Origin of the sequence: Paenibacillus sp. FSL K6-2393, from assembly GCF_038002545.1 — a bacterium.
Classification (GTDB): domain Bacteria; phylum Bacillota; class Bacilli; order Paenibacillales; family Paenibacillaceae; genus Paenibacillus.
The window spans coordinates 3,703,564-3,728,407 of record NZ_JBBOCU010000001.1 but is presented as its reverse complement, the minus strand read 5'-3'; the positions used below and the strand labels follow the sequence as shown (position 1 = coordinate 3,728,407).

Sequence of the window (24,844 nt, the reverse complement as noted above, 5' to 3'; positions counted from 1 at the left end):
CGTAATGCACATTCAGATGCAAGACATTCATAAAGCGTTTGGAACGAATCAGGTGCTGAGCGGAGTGGATTTTGAACTAAAAGATGGTGAGGTTCATGCCCTGATGGGGGAGAATGGAGCCGGCAAATCCACGCTGATGAACATTCTGATTGGTCTTCATCAGCGTGATCAGGGAATCATCACCATAGACGGAGAAGAAAACTATTTTGCAAGTCCAAAGGAAGCCGAGAAACTGGGTATCACATTCATACATCAGGAGCTGAACGTATGGCCTGAAATGACGGTGCTGGATAATCTCTTTATCGGTAAGGAACTGACATCATCCATCGGGTTGCTTAATACAAGACAAATGAAAGCGCTCGCCAAAGAACAGTTCGCTAAACTTTCTGTAGACATACCACTGGAACGTCCTGCGGGAGAGTGCTCTGTCGGGCAGCAACAGATGATCGAGATTGCCAAAGCACTAATGACTGATGCCAAGGTCATCATTATGGACGAGCCAACAGCAGCACTTACGGAGCGCGAGATCCAGAAGTTGTTTGGTGTAATCAGCTCGCTGAAGAAGGAAGGCGTATCCATCGTGTATATTTCTCACCGAATGGAGGAGATATTCACGATCTGTGACCGGATTACCATCATGCGTGACGGAAGAACGGTAGACACCCAAGCCATTCCACAGACAAGCTTTGATGAAGTCGTTCGGAAAATGGTAGGTCGTGAACTTACCGAGCGTTACCCTGTCCGGAATCCTTCTTATGGTGAAGTTGTCCTGGAAGTAAGGAATGCAAGCAGCAAAGGGTTGTTCGAGAATATTAACTTCACCGTGAGAGCGGGGGAGATCCTCGGTTTCTCAGGACTTATGGGTTCGGGACGAACAGAGATCATGAGAACCATCTTTGGTCTGGATACGTTGGATAGCGGTGAAATCTTCATCCGCGGGAAAAAAGTAAACATTCGTAAACCGGCAGATGCAGTGAAACATGGAATCGGGTTTATTACAGAAGACCGCAAGGATGAGGGGCTGGTGTTAGACTTTTCTATTCGAGAGAATATGGCGTTGACGAATCTGTTCAGTTTCTCAAACAAAGGTTTCATTTCAGCTTCGAAAGAACAAGACTTCGTAGATACATTGATCAAACGTCTACAGATCAAAACACAATCCTCCGAAACGGCAGCAAGGAATCTATCCGGGGGTAACCAGCAAAAGGTGGTTATCGCGAAATGGGTTGGTATAGGTCCAAGCGTACTTATCCTGGATGAACCCACACGCGGAGTGGATGTCGGAGCGAAGCGCGAAATCTATGAATTGATGAATGAACTGACAGACCGCGGTGTTGCAATCATCATGGTATCGTCGGAGCTACCTGAAGTGCTTGGCATGAGCGATCGAATCGCAGTTGTGCATGAAGGACACATCAGTGGCGAGGTTGCAAGGGAAGTAGCAACACAAGAACACATTATGACATTGGCCACAGGGGGACAGTGATATGACAACAATGCAGGAAAACAAAACGGCTAAAAGCGGCTTCCGTTTCTCAAGTGTGATACAAAAATTAGGACCGCTGCTCGGTTTAATCATTCTTATTCTCATCGTATCGGTGTTGAATCCAAGTTTCTTGGAACCGCTTAATATCTTAAATTTATTGCGTCAAGTCTCGATTAATGCGCTGATTGCTTTCGGTATGACGTTTGTTATCCTGACGGGTGGAATCGATCTGTCGGTCGGCTCGATCCTGGCTTTATCCAGTGCTTTTGTAGCAAACATGATGTTGTCCGGCCTGGACCCGATCTTGTCCATCATTATCGGTGTAGCACTCGGTGGTGTCATGGGTATGGTGAACGGACTGATGATTACCAAAGGCAGAATGGCTCCGTTTATCGCTACATTGGCAACGATGACGATATTTAGAGGACTGACGTTGGTGTACACGAATGGTAATCCAATTACAGGACTCGGGGATAATCTGTTGTTCCAACTGTTCGGCCGTGGTTACCTGCTAGGCATTCCGGTGCCTGCAATCACGATGCTGATTACCTTCATGATTCTATGGATTGTTTTGCATAAAACGGCTTTTGGCCGCAAAACGTACGCCATCGGCGGTAATGAGAAAGCTTCTATTATCTCAGGTATCAAAGTTAATCGCGTGAAAATTATGATCTACTCCCTGACAGGTATGCTGGCTGCTCTGGCAGGTGCAATTTTGACATCACGCTTGAATTCAGCGCAACCAACAGCAGGTACATCCTATGAGCTGGATGCAATCGCAGCAGTTGTATTGGGTGGTACAAGTCTTGCTGGAGGACGCGGACGCATCGTTGGTACACTGATCGGTGTTCTGATTATCGGCGTGTTGAATAATGGATTGAACTTGCTTGAAGTAAACTCATTTTATCAAATGGTTGTAAAAGGTATCGTCATTGCCATTGCCGTCCTGCTGGACCGCAAGAAAACAGCATAAGGAGAGAAGCGAATATGAAAAAGTGGACTGTAACACTCATAAGTATGCTGATGATCATCGTTCTGGCCGGGTGCTCTCTGGAGCCACCGGAATGGGCCAAACCTAACCCAAACAAAAGTAACGGACAGAAGAAAATAGGTTTGTCGATATCTACACTTAACAATCCATTCTTTGTATCACTGAAGGATGGAGTCATGGCTGAAGCCAAAAAACAGGGAGTACAGGTCATCGTGGTGGATGCGCAGAATGATTCGGCCAAACAAACCAATGATGTGGATGATCTCATTCAGCAAGGCGTTAGTGCACTTCTGATTAACCCTGCGGACTCTGCAGCGATCTCCACAGCGGTTCAATCCGCTAATAGTGTGGGCATTCCTGTAATCACGCTGGATCGCTCCGCAGATAAAGGCGAAGTGGCGGCACTAGTGGCATCTGATAACGTTAAAGGTGGACGCATGGCAGCTGAATACTTTGTTGAACAACTGGGTGAGGGAGCAAAAGTCATTGAACTTGAGGGTGTACCTGGCGCTTCCGCAACAAGAGAACGGGGTAAAGGTTTCCATGAAGTGGCTGACAAGCAACTTGATGTAGTTTCCAAACAATCTGCTGATTTCGATCGGTCCAAAGGATTAAATGTCATGGAGAATCTGCTTCAGGGTAATCCTGACGTGCAGGCAGTATTTGCCCATAATGATGAGATGGCACTTGGTGCGATTGAAGCGATTCAAAGCTCAGGTAAAGACATTCCGGTCATCGGATTCGACGGCAATGATGATGCAATCAAATCCATTAAGGATGGGAAATTGACGGCAACAGTCGCTCAGCAGCCTGTGCTGATTGGCCAACTGGCGCTGCAAGCAGCTCTGGATGTGCTCAGTGGCAAGCAGGTGGAGTCTTCCATTCCCGCTGAATTGAAGCTGGTAACCAAGGAAAATGTGAATGAGTAAATCATCATAAAACATGTATCTTCGTTTTGAACATGAACATAGGACTAAACCAAGCCGCTAAATTAGCGGCTTTTTTCATTTCAGAAGAAGCGTGCGGGCATCACATCAATCAGATTATTGACTTTTAAAAGCATATTAAAGGAAGCCCAATTGAATTAATGTCCACTTTGTCGTTTTGGACTGCTCAAAAGTAGCGTTTTTGGATATTTATATCCAATCCATGCGTTGCTATACTAGCATGACGTTCCACACAGTCTTCGCAATACATAAGGAGGAGCTAATCTCAATTATTCATTCCTGTTTGGAATAGAAAGAAGGTGGCTGACATGAAACATCTAGTAGGAGAAAATCTTCAAACTGTAAGACAGCAAATGGCATTGGCCTGCCAAGCTTCAGGTCGCAACATAGAGGACATCAAGTTGTTGCTCGCGACCAAAACGGTACCGCTAGAGAAATTACAAATAGCTATTCAAGCAGGTGAGGTCCTGTTTGGAGAAAACAAAGCTCAAGAACTCCGAGACAAATTCCCACTCATGGAACAAAGCAAGCAGGTGGAATGGCATTTTATCGGACATCTGCAAACTAATAAAGTAAAGGACGTTGTTAAATATGTTACGCTCATCCATTCCGTAGATCGTCTGAAACTGGGTCAAGCGTTACATAACCAGCTTCTCAAAGAGAATAAGACCTTAGACATTCTTGTGCAAATTAATACGTCCTACGAAGAAAGTAAATTTGGTGCCTCTCCAGAAACAGCCGTCAAGCTTGTAGAACAGTTGTCTCAATTCGAGACATTAAATGTGAAAGGTTTAATGACCATTGGAAAACTGAATGCGACAAACGAAGAAACACGACATTGTTTTCGATTGTTAAACCAGATCCGTACACAGATTAAAGAGAAAAATATTCCACGCGTAGAAATGGATATTTTATCGATGGGTATGTCTGGTGACTTCCAAGTCGCCATTGAAGAAGGAGCTACAATGATACGTGTAGGGACAAGTGTATTTGGTCAACGTTACTTACCGGACGAGTATTACTGGAATGAAAACACACGCATCGATGATTAAGTGAGAGGTAGTGTTAAATATGAAGACAGTATCCCCTTCGATACGTGGTCGCGATCTGATATCGCCGGTGATCGCCGCTTTAATATCCGTAATTGTTAATTATGGCGGTACATTTATTCTTGTGTTTCAAGCTGCAAAAGTGGCTGGTTTAAGCCCGGAAATGACCGCTTCCTGGATTTGGTCCATCTCGATTGGGGTAGGAGTAACAGGAATTTGGCTCAGTTATCGATACAAGGAACCGATTATTACAGCTTGGTCTACGCCGGGTGTGGCGTTCCTCGTTTCAGCATTAGCGGTAACCCCTTATCCAGAAGCTATTGGCGCTTACATGATTGCAGCAGTCGGATTTATTATTTTAGGTTTGTCAGGCATGTTTGAACGTTTCGTTCGATTGATTCCCCCAGGCATCGCCTCCGGATTGTTAGCAGGTATTTTACTACAGTTTGGAATATCGGCCTTTGGAGGGGCGAAGGTAGATCCTTCGCTTGTGATTGTACTGTTTGCAGCCTATATCGTGCTAAGAAGGTTTACTTCCCGTTACGCGATTGTTGGCATATTGGCGGTCGGTTTGATTTATTTGATATGCATGGGGAAAACAGATTTCAGTACAATCCAATTGGCTGTAGCATCGCCTGTATTTGTTGTTCCAGCATTTTCGTTAAATGCTTTACTTGGCGTTGCGCTACCGCTGTTCATTATTACCTTGACAGGGCAGTATATGCCCGGAATGCTTGTTCTGCGTAATGATGGATTCAAGACAAGTGCCAATCCCATTTTAGCTGTAACAGGTTTGGGTTCGCTTCTAGCAGCCCCATTTGGATCACATGCTTTTAATGTGGCAGCTATTACAGCAGCGATTTGTACAGGGAAAGATGCACATGAGGATTCAACGAAGCGGTATATTGCAGGTATTGCCTGTGGTGTTTTTTATATTTTTGTCGGTATTTTTGGCGTAACATTGGCTGCTCTGTTTTTGATTCTTCCTGCTACCTTTATTGCAACATTAGCGGGATTGGCCTTACTTGGAACCATCGGTGGCAGTCTTGCCAATGCATTAACGGACCCTAAGGGACGTGAAACTGCATTGATTACTTTTTTGGCGACAGCAGCGAATGTGACTTTGCTTGGTGTTGGTGGTGCATTTTGGGGACTGTTTGCAGGAATGATGGCACATCTACTGATGAATAGTAAATTTCCCAAAAAACAATTTGGAACGAATAGATAACCGTAATATTGAGAGGAAGATGTTCATGAAACATTTGGAGAAGCACGATAAAGTCGTAGGAAATGCTATCCAGCAAGAGCTTGCAAGGCAGCGGGATACGATAGAACTGATTGCTTCAGAGAATTTTGTAAGTCAAGCTGTGATGGAAGCAACAGGTTCGGTATTGACCAATAAATATGTGGAGGGGTATCCTGGCCGAAGATATTATGGCGGGTGTGAGCATGTCGATACAGTCGAAGAAATAGCAAATAGCCGCCTTAAATCACTTTTTGGCGCTGAACATGCGAATGTGCAGCCTCACTCCGGTTCTCAGGCCAACATGGCAGTATATTTTGCCTCGGTTGAGATTGGGGACACAATACTTGGCATGAATCTATCCCAAGGTGGTCATCTAACACACGGAAGTACTGTTAATTTTTCAGGTAGGTTTTACAATTTTGTTCCATATGGTGTCGATGCACAGACGGGCCGCATTGACTTTGACGAAGTACGTAAACTTGCTTATAAGTATCGTCCACGCATGATTGTTGCAGGTGGAAGTGCATACCCGCGGACCATTGAGTTTGAATTATTCGCCCAGATTGCCGCCGAAGTGGGAGCTCTTTTCTTTGTAGATATGGCGCATATAGCAGGAATTGTTGCGGCAGGTTTGCATCCTAACCCGGTACCACATGCACATTTTGTTTCAACTACCACACATAAGACCTTACGAGGACCACGAGGGGGAGCCATTTTGTGCCGGGAGTCGTGGGCAAAGGCGATCGACAAAGCTGTATTCCCGGGAACCCAGGGTGGGCCATTCATGCACGTTATCGCGGGGAAAGCGGTGGCATTAGGCGAGGCATTGCAATCCGATTTCACAACATATATTGAAGGTGTTCTGAATAACGCCAATGTATTGGCAGAAACTTTGATGAATGAAGGGCTCACTCTTGTATCTGGAGGAACAGATAATCATATCGTGTTGGTTGACTTACGAACTATGGGCCTTACAGGCAAAGAAGCCGAAGCTTTACTGGATGAAGTAGGGATTACGGCGAATAAAAATGCAATCCCTCACGATACGGCAAGTCCTTTGGTTACAAGCGGTATTCGTTTTGGAACTCCGGCTATGACTTCAAGAGGGCTTGGATCCAGGGAAATGAAAGAAATTGCTCAGCTGATAGGGCTTGCTTTTAAAAATCCAAAGAACTCGGATGTAAAAAATCAAATATTAGGCAGTGTCCGCGAAATGACTTCGCAATTCCCTTTATATGAAGGGCTTAAATAGCTCAACAGCAGACACAGATAGAGCCTGCAATTGTTACCACTGGATAACAATTGCAGGCTCTTATTTTGCTTGCTTAGATTAAAACTTACTTTTTTGAACAGTAGAGATGTACCATAAGTGAGATTTAGGACACGCTCTTTAGTAGGCTATACCTACACGAGACTGTACATAGTCATCAGACATTAATTGCTGATAAGCAAACTCCGCAGTATCGATTACAGATATAGAAGTTCCGCCGTCAGGCAAATAGTCACGCTCAACCCGGTATTTACCGAGAGATTCTCCATCAAATAAGTAGGTAGGACACACGATGGTCCATTCTAACTCTGAAGCCTTGAGAATGTTGTACATCTCCAGATGCTCCTCAGCGGCTCGCGTGGACTTACGTTTGGACTCAGGGGATTGAAAACGTAGCAAGCCAGAATCCGTTCGACTTTCCAATATTCCTGCTGTACCAATGGTAATGATTCTTTTGATACGCTCCTGAGCCATAACCTCAACAATATGTCCCATGGATTGCGATAATGTAGTCGTTCCGTCGGTACTTAAGGAACTAACAACGAGATCCACACCCTGTATGGCGTGATGAATATCCTCTTTGACTAAAGCGTTTCCTTGATGCAGAACAAAATTGTCATCGCTGATTTGTACCTTTTCCGGGCTTCTAACCAGTGCAGTTACATGATGATTGGAACGTAGGGCATTAGAGACGAAATGACTTCCAACCCGTCCGGTGGCTCCCAATACTAAAATTTTCATTACAAAAACATCCTTTCGAATCCGAGTGGAGAGCATGTTCTCCATCATAGTACAATCTTTGCAAGCCGGTGTATGCCTTCCTCAATCTGCTTCTCATCCACTTTCGCAAAACCTAATATCCATCCTTTTCGGTGACTATCCAAGCAATATTTACTAAGCGGATACACGCGTACACCTTGATCGAGGGCAGCATTCGTCAGCGCTTCTTCGTCAAATGACGTTTCAGATTCAAGAAGCATATGTAATCCCGTTTCCACACCACTTAATGTAAATCGTGAGCCTAGCCCAGAAGCAACAATGGCTTTGGTCATGACTTCGTGTCTGCGTCGATATATGTTCCGAACTCTTCTCATATGGCGCATGAAATGACCACGTTCAATAAAATGAGTTAGCGTTAATTGTTCCATAATCGGCAGATGACGATAGGTTAATTCATGAACTTGAGTAAGGCGATCGATAGCTATTTTGGGGCCAATGATAGCGGATAGTCGAATGCCTGGTGCAACCATTTTGGAAAAACTCATCATATAAAGCGTATTCTGAGGTTGCTGACTAAATATAGTCGGAAGCGGATCTCCACGGTACCTAAATTCGCTATCGTAATCATCCTCAACAATCCAATATCGATGATGAGCTGCCAAGTGCATCAATTGTTGCCTGCGTGGCTCCGACATAATAACACCAACGGCGCATTGATGAGAAGGTGTGACAAATACGAGTTTTGTCTGTGGGTGAATACGATCTACACATAATCCATACTCATCAACCGGAACGGGGTCGACTTGCATCCCTCGGTATTTCATCGCCATCCAAGCGGCAGGGAAGCCGGGATCTTCTACGGAAACTCTGTCTCCCTCACTTAAGAGTGCCTGGGCAATTAAATCAATACTATGTTGTGCACCTGAGGTTAACAAGATTTGATTAACATCGATATGAATGCCTCGTTCAAGTGACAAATAACGCTGAATCTGTCCTCTTAACGCCAGTAACCCTCTGGCATCACCATAAGCCCAAAGATCCAGATTAGGTTCAGTGGAAGCTTGTAAAAAGGATTGCCTCCAGGCTTTTGTGAAACTTTCATCCAGATAAGGCTCGTGGGGATTAAAATCAATTTCTATTTTGCGATTGTCTCTATTGCCAAACCAACTATGCAGATGACCAATCGATTCGTTTAGTGTAGGCAGTTCGGGCGGAATAGGCCCTTGCATCGTGACGTCTTCTGATGAACGAGGTGCATATGTCCAATCACTAACTCTTGTCCCGGCTCGTCGGGAGGTTACCGTATACCCTCGACTGAATAATTCCTCGTACACAATCTGTATGGTTGAGCGTGAAACACCAATTAATTGAGCAAGTTCGCGTGAGGGGAGTAGCAATTCGCCTGGTTGCCATTTCCCGGTTGTGATATTATGAATCGCTTGATCCAAAAGTTGCTGCCAGATCGGGCGTTGGTCATTCCGATTAACTTTTAGCATTGCTTCAACTCCATTACTCATGCTGAATTATGGACTGCATTTATTTATGTACTTAGCCATGTTATTGGCACTCCATTGATTGATATACCATTATAGCAAAAGTTTAATTTGCAAACAAAAAAAGCTGGACTAAAGCGATTTTTACCGTGTGTCCAACCTATTTGGGTTGGTCCTGCTTGGTTCATACTCGATTCATATTCAAGCCACAGACAGTTCATCTTCTTCGGTTACACTACGGGAGTACGAACACAGAGATTCCTAATCCATAGACTAGACAGGAGAAGATGAGATTGACACGAAAGAAACGAACTTCTATCGCCGCCATAACTTTGGTGTTTGCAATGATGTCCCCAATGTCGGCCATGGCCACACCCGCTACCAGTAACGGTAGTAGCCCTACGTATGATCTAACTAAAAAAGCAGTAAGTGCAAAGGCCAAGGTACTCACTGAATCATACGCTACGACAAGTGTGCAGTACGCGCTGATGGATGATGGCGAGATTGTGATCTCCGGTCAGGCAGGCAAAAATGATCTGAAAAACAACATCCCGCTTTCTTCAGATACCATGTATGGCATTGGTTCAACCAGTAAAATGGTGCTCACCACCGCCGTAATGAAGCTCGTTGATCAGGGCAAGATCGATCTTGATGAGCCTGTCGTGAAGTATATTCCAGACTTTAAAATGAAAGACAAGCGTTACCAACAGATTACACCACGCATGTTACTGAATCATTCATCCGGACTTCTCGGAACGTCAAGTAACAGTGCAATACTGTTTGGAGATAATGATACCTACGCGCATGATACGTTACTGGAACAATTGGCGACGCAACATTTGAAGGCCGATCCTGGCGCATACTCGGTGTATAGTAATGACGGTTTTACATTAGCTGAGATTCTGGTTGAGCGGGTTAGTGACATGAGCTTCACAACTTTCATGCACCGGTACATAACCGAACCTCTTGGTATGGCGCATACCAAAACACCGCAGGATATTGTGGACCTTAGCCAGATGGCAGCAACATATGCCCCTTTGCATGAGGAGCAACTCCCATTAGAGACTACAAATATGATTGCCTCGGGAGGCATCTATTCCACTGCTGAAGATCTGGTTCAGTTCTCGAAAATCTTTACAGGTGAGGTTAAAGGTGTTCTTTCGGAGGAATCCGTAGAGGCCATGGAGCAAGAAGAATACAAGAGAGGTATGTGGCCGGAAGAAGGCGATTCGTCTATTGGTTACGGCCTGGGCTGGGATAGCGTGAACCTGTTTCCTTTTAATGATTACGGCATCCAGGCAGTAAGCAAAGGCGGCAATACCATAACCTATCATTCCTCCTTGATTGTACTTCCGGAGTATAATATGGCTGCTGCGGTAACCTCTTCGGGTGGTCATAGCTCAACGGATCAATTGCTGGCAACTGAGCTGTTGCTTGGCGCGCTTGAGGAGAAAAATATCATTCCAGAGCGTAAGCCGGAGAAGTCTTATGATGCACCGGTGAAAACAACCATGCCGAAGGAACTTACACAGCACACTGGCATATACGCTGGTGGGGCAAACATGTTAATGAAGATGGACGTAAAAGATGATGGGCAATTAACGCTATCTAATCTGTCCTCTCCTAACAGTCCTGATCAGACCTATACGTACACCAATGATGGCTCATTTGTTAATGATGCGGCTACGGAAAAGCTGAAGTTCGTTCAGGAAGTCAATGGGAACACATATTTGTGGTCTCGCTTGTATCAGTCTATTCCTGGACTTGGACAAGTTGCTTCGTCGGAATATAAAGCAGAAAAGCTTGAAACCAATGAATTGTCTGCAGAAGTAAAGGCCGCATGGCAGAAACGGGAAGGCAAAGCCTACGTGTTGGTCAATGAAAAATACACATCAACACTGTACAACGCAGCGATGCCGATGATTCCCATTCATACTTTTAATGAGCTGCCTGGTTATATCTACACCAACAAAATTGTTGGAGCTAACCAAGCCGTGAACCAATTGCAAATTCCTGGATTAGCGGGCCGTGACACGATGGAGTTTAATTTCTATGAGGAAAATGGCGTGGAATATGTTACAGCTGGAGGCAACGTTTATGCTGCTCAAGACATCATCAAACCGATCTATGCGGGAAAACAATCGAAGACAACGATTCAGGCGAATGGTCATGCCACATGGTATTCGATTCCAGCATCAGCTGCAGGTAAAGAAATGACCGTCAAGATGCCTGCAAACAGCGCATTTTCTGTATACAACCAAGCGGGTGTAGGGATGAATCATACAGTGGTCAGTGGACAAAACGAAATTGTACTGCCTGAGAACGGAACCATTGTGTTCGCGGGTGAAGTGGGTTCGAAGTTCGAGATTGTATTGACAACCAGATCAAATTAATAGATGATAAAAAACTGTACAATAAAAAGTCGCGGAAATCGCGGCTTTTTTTGAGTTTTAAATTTTAAATAATACGTTTTAAAGTAAATGTACCTTTTTTCAGATTCACAATGTAATATTGGGTTTCGTAAAGCTTACCTAAAGGGTAAGTATTAAGAGGACTTTTACTGGTTGGAAAAAAATGATGGAGGAAAATGTTGCAAGTGGAAAGGCAAAGCATTGATTGTTAATATACAGTAAATAATAACAATCAAATGGGCAGAAGAACGACAAAAAGCATAACAGTAATACCGATTCCAAAGAAAATAATGATTATTCGGACAACACCGAGACGGGGAGGACACATGAAAACAACGAAGATCTCATTTTTTATACTTTCACTGATGCTGCTCCTGGTGAGCGGTCTATCAGGATGGGTAGGGAACGCTGCAGCAGCGTCCGATTCCGGTAAAACCTATGTTATCGGAACTGATGTCACATTTGCTCCATTCGAATATGAAGATGAGAATGGTGATTTTGTTGGTATCGACATGGATTTGCTGGATGCCATCGCCAAAGATCAAAATTTCAAGTATCAAATCAAATCCCTGGGATTTAACGCAGCTGTACAGGCACTTGAGGCGAATCAAGTCGATGGTGTGATCGCAGGGATGAGTATTACGGATGAGCGAAAAGCAAAATTTGATTTTTCTGATACTTATTTTGAATCAGGTGTCGTTATGGGTGTTAGTGCCAACAATGACACAATTAAGAGTTATGAAGACCTTCGTGGGCAGAAGGTAGCCGTGAAAACCGGAACAGAAGGGTTTAGTTTTGCAGAGTCCATTGCTTCAGAGTATGGATTTACGATCGTTCCGTTCGATGAGTCATACCAAATGTATGAGGATGTAAAAACCGGTAATTCCGTAGCCTGTTTTGAAGATTATCCTGTACTGGCCTATGGGGTTAATCAGAACAACGGTTTGAAAATTGTTACCGACAAAGAAGATGGCGCTCCTTATGGTTTTGCAGTAAGCAAGGGGAAAAACCAGGAGCTTCTGGAGATGTTTAATACAGGTCTCGCCAATATCAAAGCTAACGGTGAGTATAAACGCATTACCGAGACATATCTTGGTGAGAACGCTCCGACTGTTGCTAATCAAGGTCGCTGGGAGCTAATCCAGAAATCTCTTCCTGCACTTTTTAAAGGTCTGGGAAACACACTTTTATACACGATTGTGTCCCTGTTCTTTGCGTTTATCATTGGTTTGATTTTCGGATTTATGAAGGTGGGACAGAACAAATTCCTTCGTGGTGTTGCCACTGTATTTGTAGATATCTTCCGCGGCATTCCGCTGATTGTCCTGGCATTCTTTATCTATTTCGGGATTCCACAGGCGATGGGCTTCACGATGCCATTGTTCCTGGCGGCGATTCTGACACTTAGTCTGAATGCAGGGGCGTACGTAACCGAGATTATCCGAGGCGGGATTCAATCGATTGATCGTGGTCAGATGGAAGCTGCTCGTTCATTGGGCCTTCCTTATCGCAAAGCGATGATAAAGATCGTCATTCCGCAGGCAGTGCGGGTTATGATTCCGTCCTTCATTAACCAGATGGTTATCACGTTGAAGGATACGTCAATCTTGTCCGTTATTGGTCTCGTAGAGTTGACACAATCGGGTAAAATTGTTATTGCAAGAACGTTCTCCTCTTTTGATATTTGGTTAACGGTTGCGGTTATGTACCTGATTGTTATCATCACATTGACCAAAATTGCTGATTATCTGGAGGTGAAGGTTCGTCGTGGCTAAAATAAAAGTTGAAGGTTTGAAGAAAAGTTTCGGCACAAATCAGGTTCTCAAGGGAATTGATGTGGCGGTCAACGAAGGAGAAGTTGTCTGTGTCATCGGGCCTTCCGGTTCGGGAAAAAGTACCTTCTTGCGCTGTATCAATCAATTAGATGCCATTACGGCAGGCCGGGTTATCGTGGATGATCAGGATCTGAATGACCCTAAAACCAACCTGAACAAGGCTCGTGAAAATATTGGCATGGTATTTCAACATTTTAACTTGTTCCCTCATTTTAGTGTACTTAAAAACATCATGTTTGCGCCCAGAGAACTCGGGATATTAAATGCCCAGCAGGCGCGTGATACAGCACTCAAATTACTTGAGCGTGTGGGTCTGTCTGATAAAGCAGAGAGCTTCCCAACACAACTGTCAGGTGGACAAAAACAACGTGTAGCTATCGCTCGTGCGCTTGCCATGAATCCGGACGTTATGTTATTTGATGAACCAACTTCGGCGCTCGACCCTGAGATGGTAGGAGAAGTGCTTGGTGTTATGAAAGACCTCGCGAGCGAAGGCATGACGATGATGATCGTTACCCATGAGATGGGTTTTGCCCGCGAAGTAGCTGATCGTGTGATCTTCATGGACGGTGGTTATATCGTCGAGCAGGGCACTCCGGAAGAGATATTTGGAAATCCGAAGAATGAACGGACGATCAGCTTTTTGGAGAAGGTACTCTAGAACTGAATCGAGAATGAACACATTGAAAGTCGCTATTTTAAGCGGCTTTTTTTGTTATATTTATGAGGTGATATTATAGGTAGCGCTCCTTTCTTAAAAGATCAACCAAATAAGCGAAGAAAGCGAGGTCTGTACTCCATGGAAAATGTGTCACAAGAAGTTCAACTGGAATCCATCAAAGCCTTTCAATCAACCATCCGCAAATCGGAAAATGCTCTAGCAAATATGATCCAGAAAAGTTCAAATACTACCTTATTACAAAAACGCCTCAAAGCTCTGCGTATCGGCGCAGCGTTATTGGAAAATGTCTGGAATCAAAAAGCTCATTCATACACCAAGGAAGATATAGCAGAAGCCCGCCTTGTCTTGATTGGATTGTTTCCATCCCTTGAGAGCATGTATCTCAAGTCCAAAGAAGGTAGCCCTCAAAAGACTCTACTGGAGAGAAGGATTAAAGCCTTCCGGCTAGCTGTTCAAGCCATGGATGATCTCGCAATTTAATCATTTCAACATTCTAAATCTTCAACAAATGAAACCGCTGAATATATTCAACGTATCCGTTGTTCGACAGGAAGATTGGGTATGCGTAATGGACCATGGATACACATATGTCTATCGAATGGAGACTGATCATGGGCGAAAAAACGAATAATGCTGGATTACCCCAAGAACGGGGAAATAACACCATGAATGCATTGGTATATGATACCTACGGAACACCAGAAGTCCTTCGATTAGAAAAACTAGCCATCCCTATGCCCAAGGATCATGAAGTGTTAATTGAGGTCCATGCCACTTCGGTAAACTCCTGGGACTGGGATCTCCTTCATGGGAAGCCATTCGTTAACCGCATCGGCGCGGTCCGACAGCCTCGTTATCGAATTCTTGGCGCAGATGTCGCAGGGCGTGTAATCGCCGTTGGAGCTTCAGCTACACGGTTCAAACCAGGAGACAAGGTGTTCGGAGATCTTTCCGGTTGCGGCTGGGGTGGATTCGCGGAATATGTATGTGCGGCTGAGAATGCCTTGACACCCAAACCTGCGGGTATCAACTATGTGCAGGCAGCAGCTATTCCTCAGGCAGCCGTTCTGGCTTTGCAAGGTCTACGTGATCGGGGGGAGCTGCAAAAGGGACAGCGTGTTCTGATTAATGGCGCCGGTGGCGGAGTCGGAACATTTGCCATCCAATATGCCAAATTGCTTGGGGCTGAGGTGACTGGCGTTGACAGTGCTGAAAAGCTCGATATGTTACTCGCTGTGGGAGCTGACTATGTGTTGGATTATAGGAAAGCTGATTTCACTGCAAAAGGAGTGCAATACGACCTGATTCTGGATGTTATTGGCAAGCATTCGGTTTTTGCTGTGAAACGTGCATTAGTTAAGGGGGGCAGATATGTGATGATTGGAGGTCAAATGTGGCAAATTCTTCTCAATCTGATGTCAGCTCCTATTGTTGCCAGGCTTAATTATAAGCAAATAATACTTCTCATTCATAAACCGAATCATGAGGATCAAGAGGTATGGAAAGAACTTGTTGAATCAGGCCAAGTCGTGCCGATTGTTTATCGGGAGTACGCATTAAGTGAAGCGGCTCAAGCCATTCGGGATATTGGAGAAGGTCGTGTGAAAGGAAAAGCCGTCGTCTCCATCAAGAAAACGGAAGTATGAACAGAAGGGCATCATGAAGGTAGCTTGTCGATTCGTACCTTGACAACAAAAAACTCTTTAGTTATTATTGCATCAATGACAGTGGTTACTGACATTCAGGAAGGAGGGGATATAGACATGTCCATTAGCAGCAATCTAAGCAGTAAAGAAAAATTAATGTTGACGGCCATCGATTTAATTTCAAAAAAAGGCTATAAAAGTGTGACGACACAGGAAATAGCTACAACAGCCGGACTAAGTGAAAAAACCTTGTTTCGGCACTTTGGAACCAAACAAAACTTGTTAGAGACTGCCTTTGACCAATATCATTATGCAGAAGAGATGACAAGGATCTTCAATGAAAAACTCGTATGGGATCTGTATACAGATTTGTTGCTGATCAGCAAGACATATCATACTATCATGAACCGTAACCGCAAATTGTTTATGATTAGCCTGAAGGAAGTAGAGCATCTACCCGGTTATAGAGAGAGAACGGTAAAGCATCCTCAACAACTTTTGGAGATTCTAACCAATTACTTTAATATCATGTTTGATAAAGGAAAGTTGGTTCAAATCAATCCTGAACTGCAAGCTTTTTCATTCATGTCATTGAATTATGGCGTATTCATAAATAATCTCGAAGAAGATGTGCTTTTTCCAGGGCTCTCATTGGAAGGCATCATTACAGAGAGTGTGTGGACGTTTACTAGGGCATTAACTCCCTAGTTTTTTTAAAGTTTTTAATGACAGTAAGTACTGACAGACAATTTATTTTCAAAAGAATTGAGGAGAGTATGATGAACACCAATAAAGAAGCGTTATTGCTCCGTGTTCTTGTTTTCACACTGATCATATCAGTCATGAATGGAATGATGTTTAATGTTGTATTACCTGTGATTGGCAAAGAGTTCCAACTTACTGCTTCTCAAGCGAGTTGGATCGTTACAGGGTATTTGATTGTATATGCGATAGGTACAGTTACTTACGGGAAACTTACCGATAAATACAGCATAAAGGGTCTAATTTCATTTGGTCTTTGGATATTGGCAGCAGGCTCTCTTCTGGGGATTGTGGCTACAGAGTATTGGATGGTTATTGTTGCACGGATCGTACAAGCTGCTGGTGCAGCGGTCATACCTGCATTGGCCATGATTATTCCCGTTCGATACTTCGCACCGGAGAAACGCGGGCAAGCGTTGGGTACCTCCGCCATTGGTATCGCTCTTGGAAATGCTCTTGCTCCGATCGTAGCCGGATTTGTATCGAGTGCTTTAAGTTGGCAATTTCTTTTTGTAATCCCATTGCTTTCTCTTGCTGCGCTACCTTTTTATCGAAAATACATGGATGATGAAAGAGGCGGCAGTGAAAAAATGGATTATTTGGGCGGAGCGTTATTAGCAGGAACGGTTGCTACACTTTTGCTCGCATTAACCCAATCTAATGCATGGTTCCTATTAATCGGGATGGTCTTATTAATACTGTTCATCATGCGCATTCGTTATGCGGAAGTGCCGTTTGTGAAACCCGCTGTTTTTCAAAACAAAGCATATTCAGCTGGAATGGGAATTGCATTCCTTCTGATCGCAATCAGTCCTGCTATTCCATTTACTACGCCACAATTGCTCTCGGAAGTACATGGTCTATCCCCAGCATTGACAGGTGTCATTATGCTACCTTCTGCGCTCGTAGCTGCACTCCTCGGACGCAAAGGTGGAAGGCTTGCGGATGAAAAAGGGAATCCTTTTCTACTGTATACGGCATCTTCACTACTTGTTGTTGGTTTCATAAGCCTATCATTAGTTGTAGGTGCTACACCTGTCTTGATTTCCTTTTTTCTTGTTTTTGGTGTTCTGGGTCAGTCTTATATGCAAATTGCGATCTCAAATACCATTGCTCAGACGCTTCCCAAAGAGCAAATTGGAATCGGGATGGGGTTGCTATCCATGTTTAACTTCATTGCAGTGTCTGTGTCTACTGCTGCCCTAGGAAAGGTGCTTGACGGGGGAAAAACCACGCTTCAACTGAACCCTTTGATTCAAGATAAGACAGCTTTTGTTTACAGTAATATTTTTATTGTGCTCGCTTTGTTTGTTATTGCGATGACCATGCTATATATGCTGCAATTTGGGCGTAAGTCCAAAACTGTTCATCATTCGAGTGCATCTTAACGATGAACATGAAATGAGAGAGAGGCCTGTCTAATGAACGACAGACCTCTCTTTTTCTTTTGCAAACTTAGGAAAACCGATAGAGACGCACGCCGTGCGCAGGTACAGTAGTAACTAAGGAATTCTCTGTAAATTCAGCTGCTTCTCGGCTCCACAATTCGGTACCTTCGGTAATGCTGGACAGTCCGACCTCATCAATGGATAGATCCACAGGTAGAGCATTCTCACCGATGTTGAATACAGCGACGTAAGAGGAACCATCCGCATGCTGGGCAGTCCACACAATAAGATCTTCTTTACGTAAGGCTTCTTTGGCTCCATAACTCTCGCGATGCATTCGCAGAACCTCACGATTGGTCAACAGGGATAGTGTCCAGTCATCATTATCTCGCAGTTCACCACCAAAAATGAGCGGGGAGCGGAAGATACTCCACAGTGACATCATCGTCAATTGCTCATCAGGCGTGAACCGAGTCCAACGATCTGCTCCACCACCGTCTACAGAACGGATACCGATATGACCCAAAGGCAACATATCACAGTCTGGCCAGCAACCTGCTTGGGGAACGCCCTGCCACGTCCGGCAGCGGTCGAACATATCCAATAACAGCGGCCAAAGGTCCCAGAAATCGTCGGTGACACGCCACATGTTGGCATGATCAGCTAAGAATTCTGAGTATTCCACCGGGGCAGGGCCAGGAGAGAGACTTAGTACCATGGGCCGACCGGAGCGCTCAATCGCTTTGGATATCATTTCGATCTCAGGCTGATGGGTGTCATAGAGCCTTGAAGCAGCAATATCGTCCACCTTCACCAAGTCAACGCCCCATTGTGCATACAGTTCAAAAAGCGAATCGTAGTAGGCTTGTGCGCCTTCTTTTGAGCTATCAACACCGTACATATCCGTATTCCACGGACAGATGGAATTTGGATGAGCAATATCGCGCGCAGTGGCGGTTGTACCCAGAATCGGAGTAGCCGCATGTGCAGCTTGACGTGGAATACCGCGCATGATGTGAATGCCAAATTGCAGCCCAAGACTATGAACGTAGTCGGCTAATGGCTTAAATCCCTGTCCACCTGCAGCGGAGGGAAACCGATTCTCGGCAGGCATAAGCCGCGAATATTCATCCATGATGAGTGGAACGAACGGACGATATTGCGAAGAATTGGCCAAAGGCTCGTACCATTGAATGTCGACCGTAATATAACTCCAGCCGAAGTCTTTAAGATGTTCTGCCATGTACTCGGCGTTGCCACGAATTTCGTCTTCCGTAACGGCCGCGCCGTAACAATCCCAGCTGTTCCAGCCAAGCGGTGGAGTTGATGCTGCAAGCGTATGATTCATGGGAATGCTCCTTTATGGATTAATTATTGCTCTCGCTCAATTCATCATAATAAAGGATTTTATTAATATCTACAGTAATGTTGAGTATAAAATAGCAAAATATTGCGGTTAGTCGAAGAACAATTTACGGTACACAAGGCTTTCTCCGCCACTACGAAATTCACCTGGCGTAACGCCGGTTATGCTGCGAAAGGCTTTGATAAAATAACTTCCGCTGGAATAACCGACTTGCTCGGCGATGACTTCAATGCTAAGCGTAGTTCCGCGCAGCAGTTCCATTGCTTTCTCGGTACGTACACGGGTCAGATAAGCACCAGGCGTCAAACCTGTACTGGAGGAAAAGCGACGTATAAAGTGATATTTGGAAAGGGAAACATGCTCCGCAAGGTGATCGATACTGATCATCTTGGAGTAGTTGTTTTCTATGTATTCAACGGCTATTTGAATGTTTTCAGACCAATTCTCCCTGTTGCGCAACGTTGTTTTCTGTAATCGGGTTAATTCTGTCATGAACTGATATACGCTGGATGATGCGATCAGAGGATCGGTGATTCTGCCTGCCGCCGCATCAGTCACGATCATCCGCAACAGTCGGATAGGTGTACAATCAGCGGGAAGATAGGGAACTTCTCCAGCTTCCCGAAGAAATTTTCGCCAATGGGGCAGAATAAGAGTGGGCCTGAACAGCAGGAACAGAAACGCCCAAGGTTCTTTTGATGCTGAATGGTAGTAATAGCGATGAACTCCTGGAATTTCTGCCAAAAAAGCTTGTCCTGCGGTAACATGATGAATGCGATTGTTCGACTCAAATACACCTTCACCCGAGATTGTATATTGGAATAACAGGAGAGGCCCGTCCGAACGTTCGAGTCCATCCCAATGATAAGAAGGATCGGTTATTGAATCACATCCAGCCGCGTACAGTACACACAGTTGGAGCTCCTTGTCTTCGGCGAATCGAAACCCATAGGTTCCTCTAGGGATATTCATGTCAGCTCTCCTTATTGCCCTGAAATTTTTACTGCGCTCCGCGAATGAAAATATCTACTAGCTTCTGGCCAAGCGAAAAGTTGGAACCATATTTATGCAGGTTATCTTCCCGATTCCCCATTAACATCATAGTCGAGAAGGTCTCTGCCAGGAAAAACGGATCGTCCGTCCGCAGTCTGTTTTCATCCATTGCCCGTTGGAAATGGGAGGCTAACACTTCGTGAATCTGATGCTCCGCGTTTCGTATATCCTGAATTTGAGCTGGTTCAAGAAAAGGCTCAGCTTCTCTGAGCATGGTTTCAATCTCCGCATGTGGATTGCCCAGTCTGGCCTCTGCCAATCGCACAAGCCCCGACTCCAGATTCTCGGCTTGATCAAGGATATGCGAGGTTAACCGGCTCACATTCTGTAGCATTGTTGTAAAAGCAACCTTAAAAAGCTCTGGTTTGCTGGTGAAATGATAATAAATGGTTGGTTTTGATACGCTACATGTTTTGCCAATCTGCTGAAGCGTGACTGTTTCGTAGCCATACTCCATGAATAACTTTGAAGCAGTTTGAATAATGGTTTGCTGAATTGAGATATCGTCGTTGCCATGTTTGGGTCTTCCAGGCAATCGTTTGTGTGATTTTTCTGTCATTAGACTTCCCTCCATGAATATTTTATGACAAATAACGATAGTAAGCAAAATCAACTTGTAATTATACTTACCGGTAAGTATAATTATGAAGAGTTAAAAAAGACATATCATTATCCTCATACTAAGGTGGTTTTAAGGTTGAAAACAGCACAACGTACAAACAAATGGAAAAAGATAATCATGTGGACGATCCTGTCCATCGTTATCATCGTGGCCGGCGTTTTCGTATATCTCAATTCGGTTACGTATAGTCCTTCTGAACAAGCGGAAACGGCGATGACAAGTGATGCTCAGGTTAATGTCACTAAGATTAAGGACGGTTACCGATTTGAACCCGTGGGTACAGAGATAACCAAACCGAATATTATTTTTTATCCAGGTGGTCTGGTTGAACCTGAAAGTTATTCTCCACTTGCCAGAGAAATGGCAGAACAGGGACACCGTGTATATATCGCGAACATGCCAATAAACTTGGCGATTTTCGGTCAGAACAAGGCTGATTCCTTTATCGAAGAACATCCCAATGAAGCATTTGTAATTGGCGGCCATTCATTGGGTGGATCATTTGCATCACGATATGCTGCGGAGCACAATGAGAAGTTGGAAGGCGTCTTTTTCTTGGCTTCTTATGCAGATGAAGGAGGTAGCTTGAAGAATACGGACTTGTCTATCTTACAGATTACAGGCTCGGATGACGGAGTGCTTAACAGGGAAGACTGGGAGAACTCCAAAGCAAATCTTCCGGAAGACACGACATATGTGAGTATTGAGGGTGGAAATCACGGTCAATTTGGCTCATATGGCATGCAAAAAGGAGATAATCAACCTGCAATTACGGAAGAAAAGCAGTTGGAAGAGGTAGTTATAGCCCTTGAGAACTGGATGGGCAAATTAAAATAATGTATTAAATGAATGTATTGAATGGTAATGATCGTGGTACGATTAAAGTCGCTATTTTAGCGACTTTTTTTGTTGTAGAATAAGAGTAATGCTTCAATGGAGCAGGGTAACAGCCTTTAATGATTGAATTTCAACTCCATAATAGACTTATAGAATTGCTTTAATTACCACAAATCGTTAACATTAGAAGCGTTGTCATCGAAATAGCAGCAAAACGGAAGGCAGCAAGAGCAAGAACATCAAAAGGAGAAAAGATTATGTTTTTCAGAAAATTTGCTTACACATTAGTGATCATCCTCGCTGCATTATTGTTCTCAGGTTGTACGTCAGAGTCGGTGCTTGATCTCGGATCACCTCAAGTTTCGGAGGATATGGGATTTGATGAGGTTGCCAATTATATCTCGGAGCACAATGAACTCCCGCCAAATTACATTACCAAGAAAGAGGCCAGAGAATTGGGCTGGGAACCAAGTGAAGGGAATTTACATGAAGTCGCTCCAGGCAAAAGCATCGGCGGCGACGTGTTCAGGAACCGGGAAGGATTACTCCCCAACAAAAAAGGCCGGATATGGTACGAAGCGGATATAAATTACTCAGGAGGACGGCGCGGAAGCGACCGAATTCTATACTCGAATGACGGTTTAATCTACCAGACGACAGATCATTACAAGTCATTTGAACAGTTAAAATAAACGGAGGAAATGATATGAGCATCATTCAGATTAACGGAAACGACTTTCACAGCAAGGAAGAGCTTCATCAAATTTTGCAAAACCAGCTTGAGTTAGACGAGAGCTATGGAGGCAATTTGGACGCACTATGGGATGTCTTGACTGGGGCTGTAAGCATGCCGCTTACTGTTCAATGGATTGGTTTTGAGAAAAGCAAAGAGATTCTTGGAGATTACGCTGACCAACTCATGGAATTGTTGCGGGATGTGGAAGGTGAGATCCAAGGATTTACGTTGGAATTATATTATTGAAATGTAGGTTTGGCTTTATGAGGCGATGGGCAACCATCGCTTTTTTGGTCTTCACATTTTTACTGAGACTTATGTCTAGATCATGCTATTTTCATGGCTTAATAATCAAGGTTGGGGTTATTAGACTTCCTTATACTTTAAACATGGAATAGGGTAGGCAGGATTGTAATCGTTTATTAACGGTCGAATATGTAAGCGTATACTATTTCAAAGTGAACCATCGTAATGTCTGGATTGGTTATTACGACTAACACCATTTAGGGGGCAGAAAAATAATGAGAGCTATTTCAAAAATGCTAGGAGCATGTCTCGTAACAAGTGTTGTGTTAGTTTCCGCCGGTTGCGGAAACGCTGGAGAGAATTCCGAATCAAATACGAGTGACCCCAACAGCCCGATCACATTTACCTTCTTCGGCGCAGATGCAAGTCCCAACTGGAACAAAATGCAGGATGCTGTAGGGAAGAAAATTACGGAAGAAACCGGTGTAAGTATTGATGCAGAATTCGATATTTCGAGCGGAGGCGGAAACGACCGCATTTCCCTGATGGCTGCCAGCGGCGATTATCCGGATTTGATTTTCCCCAAAGGTAACTTGACCAGACTCGTTGATGCCGGGGCAATGATTGATTTGACGGATCTGATCGAAGAACACGCCCCCAATTTGAAAAAGATTTACGGTGAGCACTTCAATCGGTTGAAATACAGCAATGACGATCCTTCAATCTATTGGATTCCAACGAATGGTGCGATCGATCAAGTCAGCTTCGATGCGACGAATGGTACTGCCATTCAACATCGTGTAGTCAAGGAACTCGGGTATCCTGAGATCAAAACCTTAAACGATTTCGAAAAAGTGCTACGTGAATATTACAAGAAACATCCGACCACAGATGATGGCCAACCCACAATTCCGCTGACGCTTAGTGCAGATGGCTGGCGGCGAATGATCACAGTTACTGATCCCGCTGTCATGTCTACTGGAGGACCTGGAGATGGTGAATATTTCATCAATCCGGATACCTACGAAGCCGTTCTGCATTACAAACGTCCCGAGGAGAAGGAATATTTCCGGTGGTTGAACAAGATGTACAATGAAGGCTTGCTGGACAAGGACAGTTTTGTTCAGAAGGATGACCAGTATAAGTCCAAAATCGCCAGTGGTCGCGTGTTATCCTTGCTTGATCCAAGCTGGGGATTCAGTGATGCGGAAAATGCTTTGAAAAGCGCAGGAAAAGACGATATGACCTACGGATTCTATCCGGTAACGTTAGATGAGAGTTTTCAGCGGAAAGATTTCCAAAATATCGGCTTTGATGGTTATGGCATTGGCATAACAGTCGATTGTGAAGATCCTGTCCGTGCCATCAAATTTTTGGATTGGATGTCTTCTGAAGAAGGGCAAGTATTGAGAAACTGGGGCGTTGAAGGCGAGCAATATAACGTGGAAGACGGTGTTCGCACCATCCCGGCCGATGTACAGGAACGTAAAAACAAAGACAATAACACATTCACCAAAGAAACCGGAGTAGGCTTGTATTACATTTTTGGTGCTCACTACGGGGATGGCGTTAAAGATTCAACGGATAATTACTATACAACGAATTATCCAGAACAGATTCAGCAAAGTTATTCTGATGAGGAGAAAGAAGCTTTGAAAGGTTATGGCATCACGACATGGAAGGACTTGTTCCCTTCCGAAGAGGAGTTCCCGGTGAAAGAGTGGGGCGCTGCTTACAATATGCCGATTCCTTCGGATAGCGGCGATTATAACGTTGTGTACCAGAAAACGCAGGATATTATTCAGAAACGGATCGCCGAAGCGATTACATCCTCTCCAAGTGCCTTTGAAGGCATATACGACAATATGATTACCGAACTTGATAATGCAGGTGCAGTAGGCATGGAACAGCAGTATACGGAGTGGATTAAAGATCGCGTTCGATTGTGGACAGGTAAAGAGATCAATTAACTTGCGGATATAATCACAGTAATGCACTGTTTGCAGATCTGAAGTATATCAAGAACTTAAAAAACATCGAGCTATGCAAGATGGCTTG

At 44.3% G+C, this 24,844-nt stretch carries 22 protein-coding genes; 17 read left to right on the top strand and 5 right to left on the bottom strand.

Features of this window, described 5'->3' with window-relative positions:
• Positions 1-4 precede the first annotated feature (4 nt).
• The 6 genes from MHI14_RS16410 (at position 5) to glyA (ending at position 6,971) form a co-directional block, all read left to right on the top strand.
• The gene (locus MHI14_RS16410) at positions 5-1,486 is read left to right on the top strand and encodes a sugar ABC transporter ATP-binding protein (protein WP_133384749.1); all 1,482 of its coding nucleotides are present in this window, start codon (positions 5-7) and stop codon (positions 1,484-1,486) included.
• A gap of 10 nt (positions 1,487-1,496) precedes the next feature.
• Positions 1,497-2,459, top strand: coding sequence for an ABC transporter permease subunit (locus MHI14_RS16405; RefSeq protein ID WP_371129067.1), 963 nt, complete (start codon positions 1,497-1,499; stop codon positions 2,457-2,459).
• Positions 2,460-2,473: 14 nt separating this feature from the next.
• On the top strand, positions 2,474-3,406 hold the full coding sequence (gene rbsB, locus MHI14_RS16400) for a ribose ABC transporter substrate-binding protein RbsB (RefSeq protein ID WP_133384750.1): 933 nt from the start codon (positions 2,474-2,476) through the stop codon (positions 3,404-3,406).
• Between the two features lie 326 nt (positions 3,407-3,732).
• Positions 3,733-4,476: a YggS family pyridoxal phosphate-dependent enzyme gene (locus tag MHI14_RS16395; RefSeq protein WP_133384751.1), complete on the top strand. Its 744-nt coding sequence runs from the start codon at positions 3,733-3,735 to the stop codon at positions 4,474-4,476.
• A gap of 19 nt (positions 4,477-4,495) precedes the next feature.
• Positions 4,496-5,701, top strand: a complete 1,206-nt coding sequence (locus MHI14_RS16390; protein WP_133384752.1) for a benzoate/H(+) symporter BenE family transporter — start codon at positions 4,496-4,498, stop codon at positions 5,699-5,701.
• A gap of 25 nt (positions 5,702-5,726) precedes the next feature.
• Positions 5,727-6,971 (top strand): serine hydroxymethyltransferase, encoded by a 1,245-nt coding sequence (glyA, locus tag MHI14_RS16385; protein ID WP_133384753.1) that lies wholly within the window; start codon positions 5,727-5,729, stop codon positions 6,969-6,971.
• Between the two features lie 138 nt (positions 6,972-7,109).
• On the opposite strand, the gene MHI14_RS16380 is transcribed toward glyA, so the two are convergent.
• Together MHI14_RS16380 and pdxR are read right to left on the bottom strand one after the other, a co-directional pair.
• Positions 7,110-7,730 carry an NAD(P)-dependent oxidoreductase gene (locus MHI14_RS16380; protein ID WP_133384754.1) on the bottom strand — a complete coding sequence of 207 codons (621 nt, stop codon included), beginning with the start codon at positions 7,728-7,730 and terminating at the stop codon, positions 7,110-7,112.
• A 44-nt stretch (positions 7,731-7,774) separates the two neighbouring features.
• Positions 7,775-9,205 (bottom strand): MocR-like pyridoxine biosynthesis transcription factor PdxR, encoded by a 1,431-nt coding sequence (pdxR, locus tag MHI14_RS16375; protein ID WP_133384755.1) that lies wholly within the window; start codon positions 9,203-9,205, stop codon positions 7,775-7,777.
• Positions 9,206-9,489: 284 nt separating this feature from the next.
• Between pdxR and MHI14_RS16370 the strand changes: the two genes are divergently transcribed.
• From MHI14_RS16370 to MHI14_RS16340, 7 genes are all read left to right on the top strand, one after another.
• Positions 9,490-11,595, top strand: a complete 2,106-nt coding sequence (locus MHI14_RS16370) for a serine hydrolase domain-containing protein (RefSeq protein WP_091030563.1) — start codon at positions 9,490-9,492, stop codon at positions 11,593-11,595.
• A 344-nt stretch (positions 11,596-11,939) separates the two neighbouring features.
• Complete coding sequence (locus MHI14_RS16365) at positions 11,940-13,388, top strand: amino acid ABC transporter substrate-binding protein/permease (protein WP_076327609.1); 1,449 nt, start codon at positions 11,940-11,942, stop codon at positions 13,386-13,388.
• Complete coding sequence (locus MHI14_RS16360; RefSeq protein WP_091030560.1) at positions 13,381-14,109, top strand: amino acid ABC transporter ATP-binding protein; 729 nt, start codon at positions 13,381-13,383, stop codon at positions 14,107-14,109. Before MHI14_RS16365 ends, MHI14_RS16360 begins: the two co-directional genes overlap by 8 nt.
• Positions 14,110-14,247: 138 nt before the next feature.
• Complete coding sequence (locus MHI14_RS16355) at positions 14,248-14,610, top strand: hypothetical protein (protein WP_289392536.1); 363 nt, start codon at positions 14,248-14,250, stop codon at positions 14,608-14,610.
• Between the two features lie 95 nt (positions 14,611-14,705).
• Positions 14,706-15,776, top strand: a complete 1,071-nt coding sequence (locus MHI14_RS16350; protein WP_341130783.1) for an NAD(P)-dependent alcohol dehydrogenase — start codon at positions 14,706-14,708, stop codon at positions 15,774-15,776.
• Between the two features lie 117 nt (positions 15,777-15,893).
• Complete coding sequence (locus MHI14_RS16345) at positions 15,894-16,484, top strand: TetR/AcrR family transcriptional regulator (protein ID WP_091030556.1); 591 nt, start codon at positions 15,894-15,896, stop codon at positions 16,482-16,484.
• Between the two features lie 71 nt (positions 16,485-16,555).
• Positions 16,556-17,926 carry an MFS transporter gene (locus MHI14_RS16340; RefSeq protein WP_340967786.1) on the top strand — a complete coding sequence of 457 codons (1,371 nt, stop codon included), beginning with the start codon at positions 16,556-16,558 and terminating at the stop codon, positions 17,924-17,926.
• A 67-nt stretch (positions 17,927-17,993) separates the two neighbouring features.
• On the opposite strand, the gene MHI14_RS16335 is transcribed toward MHI14_RS16340, so the two are convergent.
• The 3 genes from MHI14_RS16335 to MHI14_RS16325 form a co-directional block, all read right to left on the bottom strand.
• Positions 17,994-19,274, bottom strand: coding sequence for a glycoside hydrolase family 27 protein (locus tag MHI14_RS16335; protein WP_341130782.1), 1,281 nt, complete (start codon positions 19,272-19,274; stop codon positions 17,994-17,996).
• A 108-nt stretch (positions 19,275-19,382) separates the two neighbouring features.
• A complete protein-coding gene (locus MHI14_RS16330; protein WP_249910708.1) occupies positions 19,383-20,264 on the bottom strand; it encodes an AraC family transcriptional regulator in 882 nt (293 codons plus the stop codon).
• A 28-nt stretch (positions 20,265-20,292) separates the two neighbouring features.
• Positions 20,293-20,904 carry a TetR/AcrR family transcriptional regulator gene (locus MHI14_RS16325; RefSeq protein ID WP_341130781.1) on the bottom strand — a complete coding sequence of 204 codons (612 nt, stop codon included), beginning with the start codon at positions 20,902-20,904 and terminating at the stop codon, positions 20,293-20,295.
• Positions 20,905-21,042: 138 nt separating this feature from the next.
• Between MHI14_RS16325 and MHI14_RS16320 the strand changes: the two genes are divergently transcribed.
• From MHI14_RS16320 to MHI14_RS16305, 4 genes are all read left to right on the top strand, one after another.
• Positions 21,043-21,804: an alpha/beta hydrolase gene (locus tag MHI14_RS16320; RefSeq protein ID WP_133384761.1), complete on the top strand. Its 762-nt coding sequence runs from the start codon at positions 21,043-21,045 to the stop codon at positions 21,802-21,804.
• A 257-nt stretch (positions 21,805-22,061) separates the two neighbouring features.
• Positions 22,062-22,496, top strand: coding sequence for a ribonuclease domain-containing protein (locus MHI14_RS16315; protein ID WP_091030542.1), 435 nt, complete (start codon positions 22,062-22,064; stop codon positions 22,494-22,496).
• Positions 22,497-22,510: 14 nt separating this feature from the next.
• Positions 22,511-22,786, top strand: a complete 276-nt coding sequence (locus MHI14_RS16310; protein WP_091030540.1) for a barstar family protein — start codon at positions 22,511-22,513, stop codon at positions 22,784-22,786.
• 275 nt (positions 22,787-23,061) lie between these two features.
• Complete coding sequence (locus MHI14_RS16305; RefSeq protein WP_341130780.1) at positions 23,062-24,756, top strand: ABC transporter substrate-binding protein; 1,695 nt, start codon at positions 23,062-23,064, stop codon at positions 24,754-24,756.
• The last annotated feature ends 88 nt before the right edge of the window (positions 24,757-24,844 follow it).

Bases quoted from the DNA above. Each gene is read 5' to 3' on its own strand.
- rbsB (WP_133384750.1), top strand. From the start codon at position 2,474: ATGAAAAAGTGGACTGTAACACTCATAAGTATGCTGATGATCATCGTT.
- MHI14_RS16340 (WP_340967786.1), top strand. From the start codon at position 16,556: ATGAACACCAATAAAGAAGCGTTATTGCTCCGTGTTCTTGTTTTCACA.
- MHI14_RS16410 (WP_133384749.1), top strand. From the start codon at position 5: ATGCACATTCAGATGCAAGACATTCATAAAGCGTTTGGAACGAATCAG.
- MHI14_RS16370 (WP_091030563.1), top strand. From the start codon at position 9,490: ATGAGATTGACACGAAAGAAACGAACTTCTATCGCCGCCATAACTTTG.
- pdxR (WP_133384755.1), bottom strand. From the start codon at position 9,205: ATGCTAAAAGTTAATCGGAATGACCAACGCCCGATCTGGCAGCAACTT.
- MHI14_RS16335 (WP_341130782.1), bottom strand. From the start codon at position 19,274: ATGAATCATACGCTTGCAGCATCAACTCCACCGCTTGGCTGGAACAGC.
- MHI14_RS16330 (WP_249910708.1), bottom strand. From the start codon at position 20,264: ATGAATATCCCTAGAGGAACCTATGGGTTTCGATTCGCCGAAGACAAG.
- MHI14_RS16365 (WP_076327609.1), top strand. From the start codon at position 11,940: ATGAAAACAACGAAGATCTCATTTTTTATACTTTCACTGATGCTGCTC.
- MHI14_RS16355 (WP_289392536.1), top strand. From the start codon at position 14,248: ATGGAAAATGTGTCACAAGAAGTTCAACTGGAATCCATCAAAGCCTTT.
- MHI14_RS16350 (WP_341130783.1), top strand. From the start codon at position 14,706: ATGGATACACATATGTCTATCGAATGGAGACTGATCATGGGCGAAAAA.
- MHI14_RS16305 (WP_341130780.1), top strand. From the start codon at position 23,062: ATGAGAGCTATTTCAAAAATGCTAGGAGCATGTCTCGTAACAAGTGTT.
- MHI14_RS16315 (WP_091030542.1), top strand. From the start codon at position 22,062: ATGTTTTTCAGAAAATTTGCTTACACATTAGTGATCATCCTCGCTGCA.
- MHI14_RS16380 (WP_133384754.1), bottom strand. From the start codon at position 7,730: ATGAAAATTTTAGTATTGGGAGCCACCGGACGGGTTGGAAGTCATTTC.
- glyA (WP_133384753.1), top strand. From the start codon at position 5,727: ATGAAACATTTGGAGAAGCACGATAAAGTCGTAGGAAATGCTATCCAG.
- MHI14_RS16390 (WP_133384752.1), top strand. From the start codon at position 4,496: ATGAAGACAGTATCCCCTTCGATACGTGGTCGCGATCTGATATCGCCG.
- MHI14_RS16325 (WP_341130781.1), bottom strand. From the start codon at position 20,904: ATGACAGAAAAATCACACAAACGATTGCCTGGAAGACCCAAACATGGC.
- MHI14_RS16395 (WP_133384751.1), top strand. From the start codon at position 3,733: ATGAAACATCTAGTAGGAGAAAATCTTCAAACTGTAAGACAGCAAATG.
- MHI14_RS16310 (WP_091030540.1), top strand. From the start codon at position 22,511: ATGAGCATCATTCAGATTAACGGAAACGACTTTCACAGCAAGGAAGAG.
- MHI14_RS16345 (WP_091030556.1), top strand. From the start codon at position 15,894: ATGTCCATTAGCAGCAATCTAAGCAGTAAAGAAAAATTAATGTTGACG.
- MHI14_RS16405 (WP_371129067.1), top strand. From the start codon at position 1,497: ATGCAGGAAAACAAAACGGCTAAAAGCGGCTTCCGTTTCTCAAGTGTG.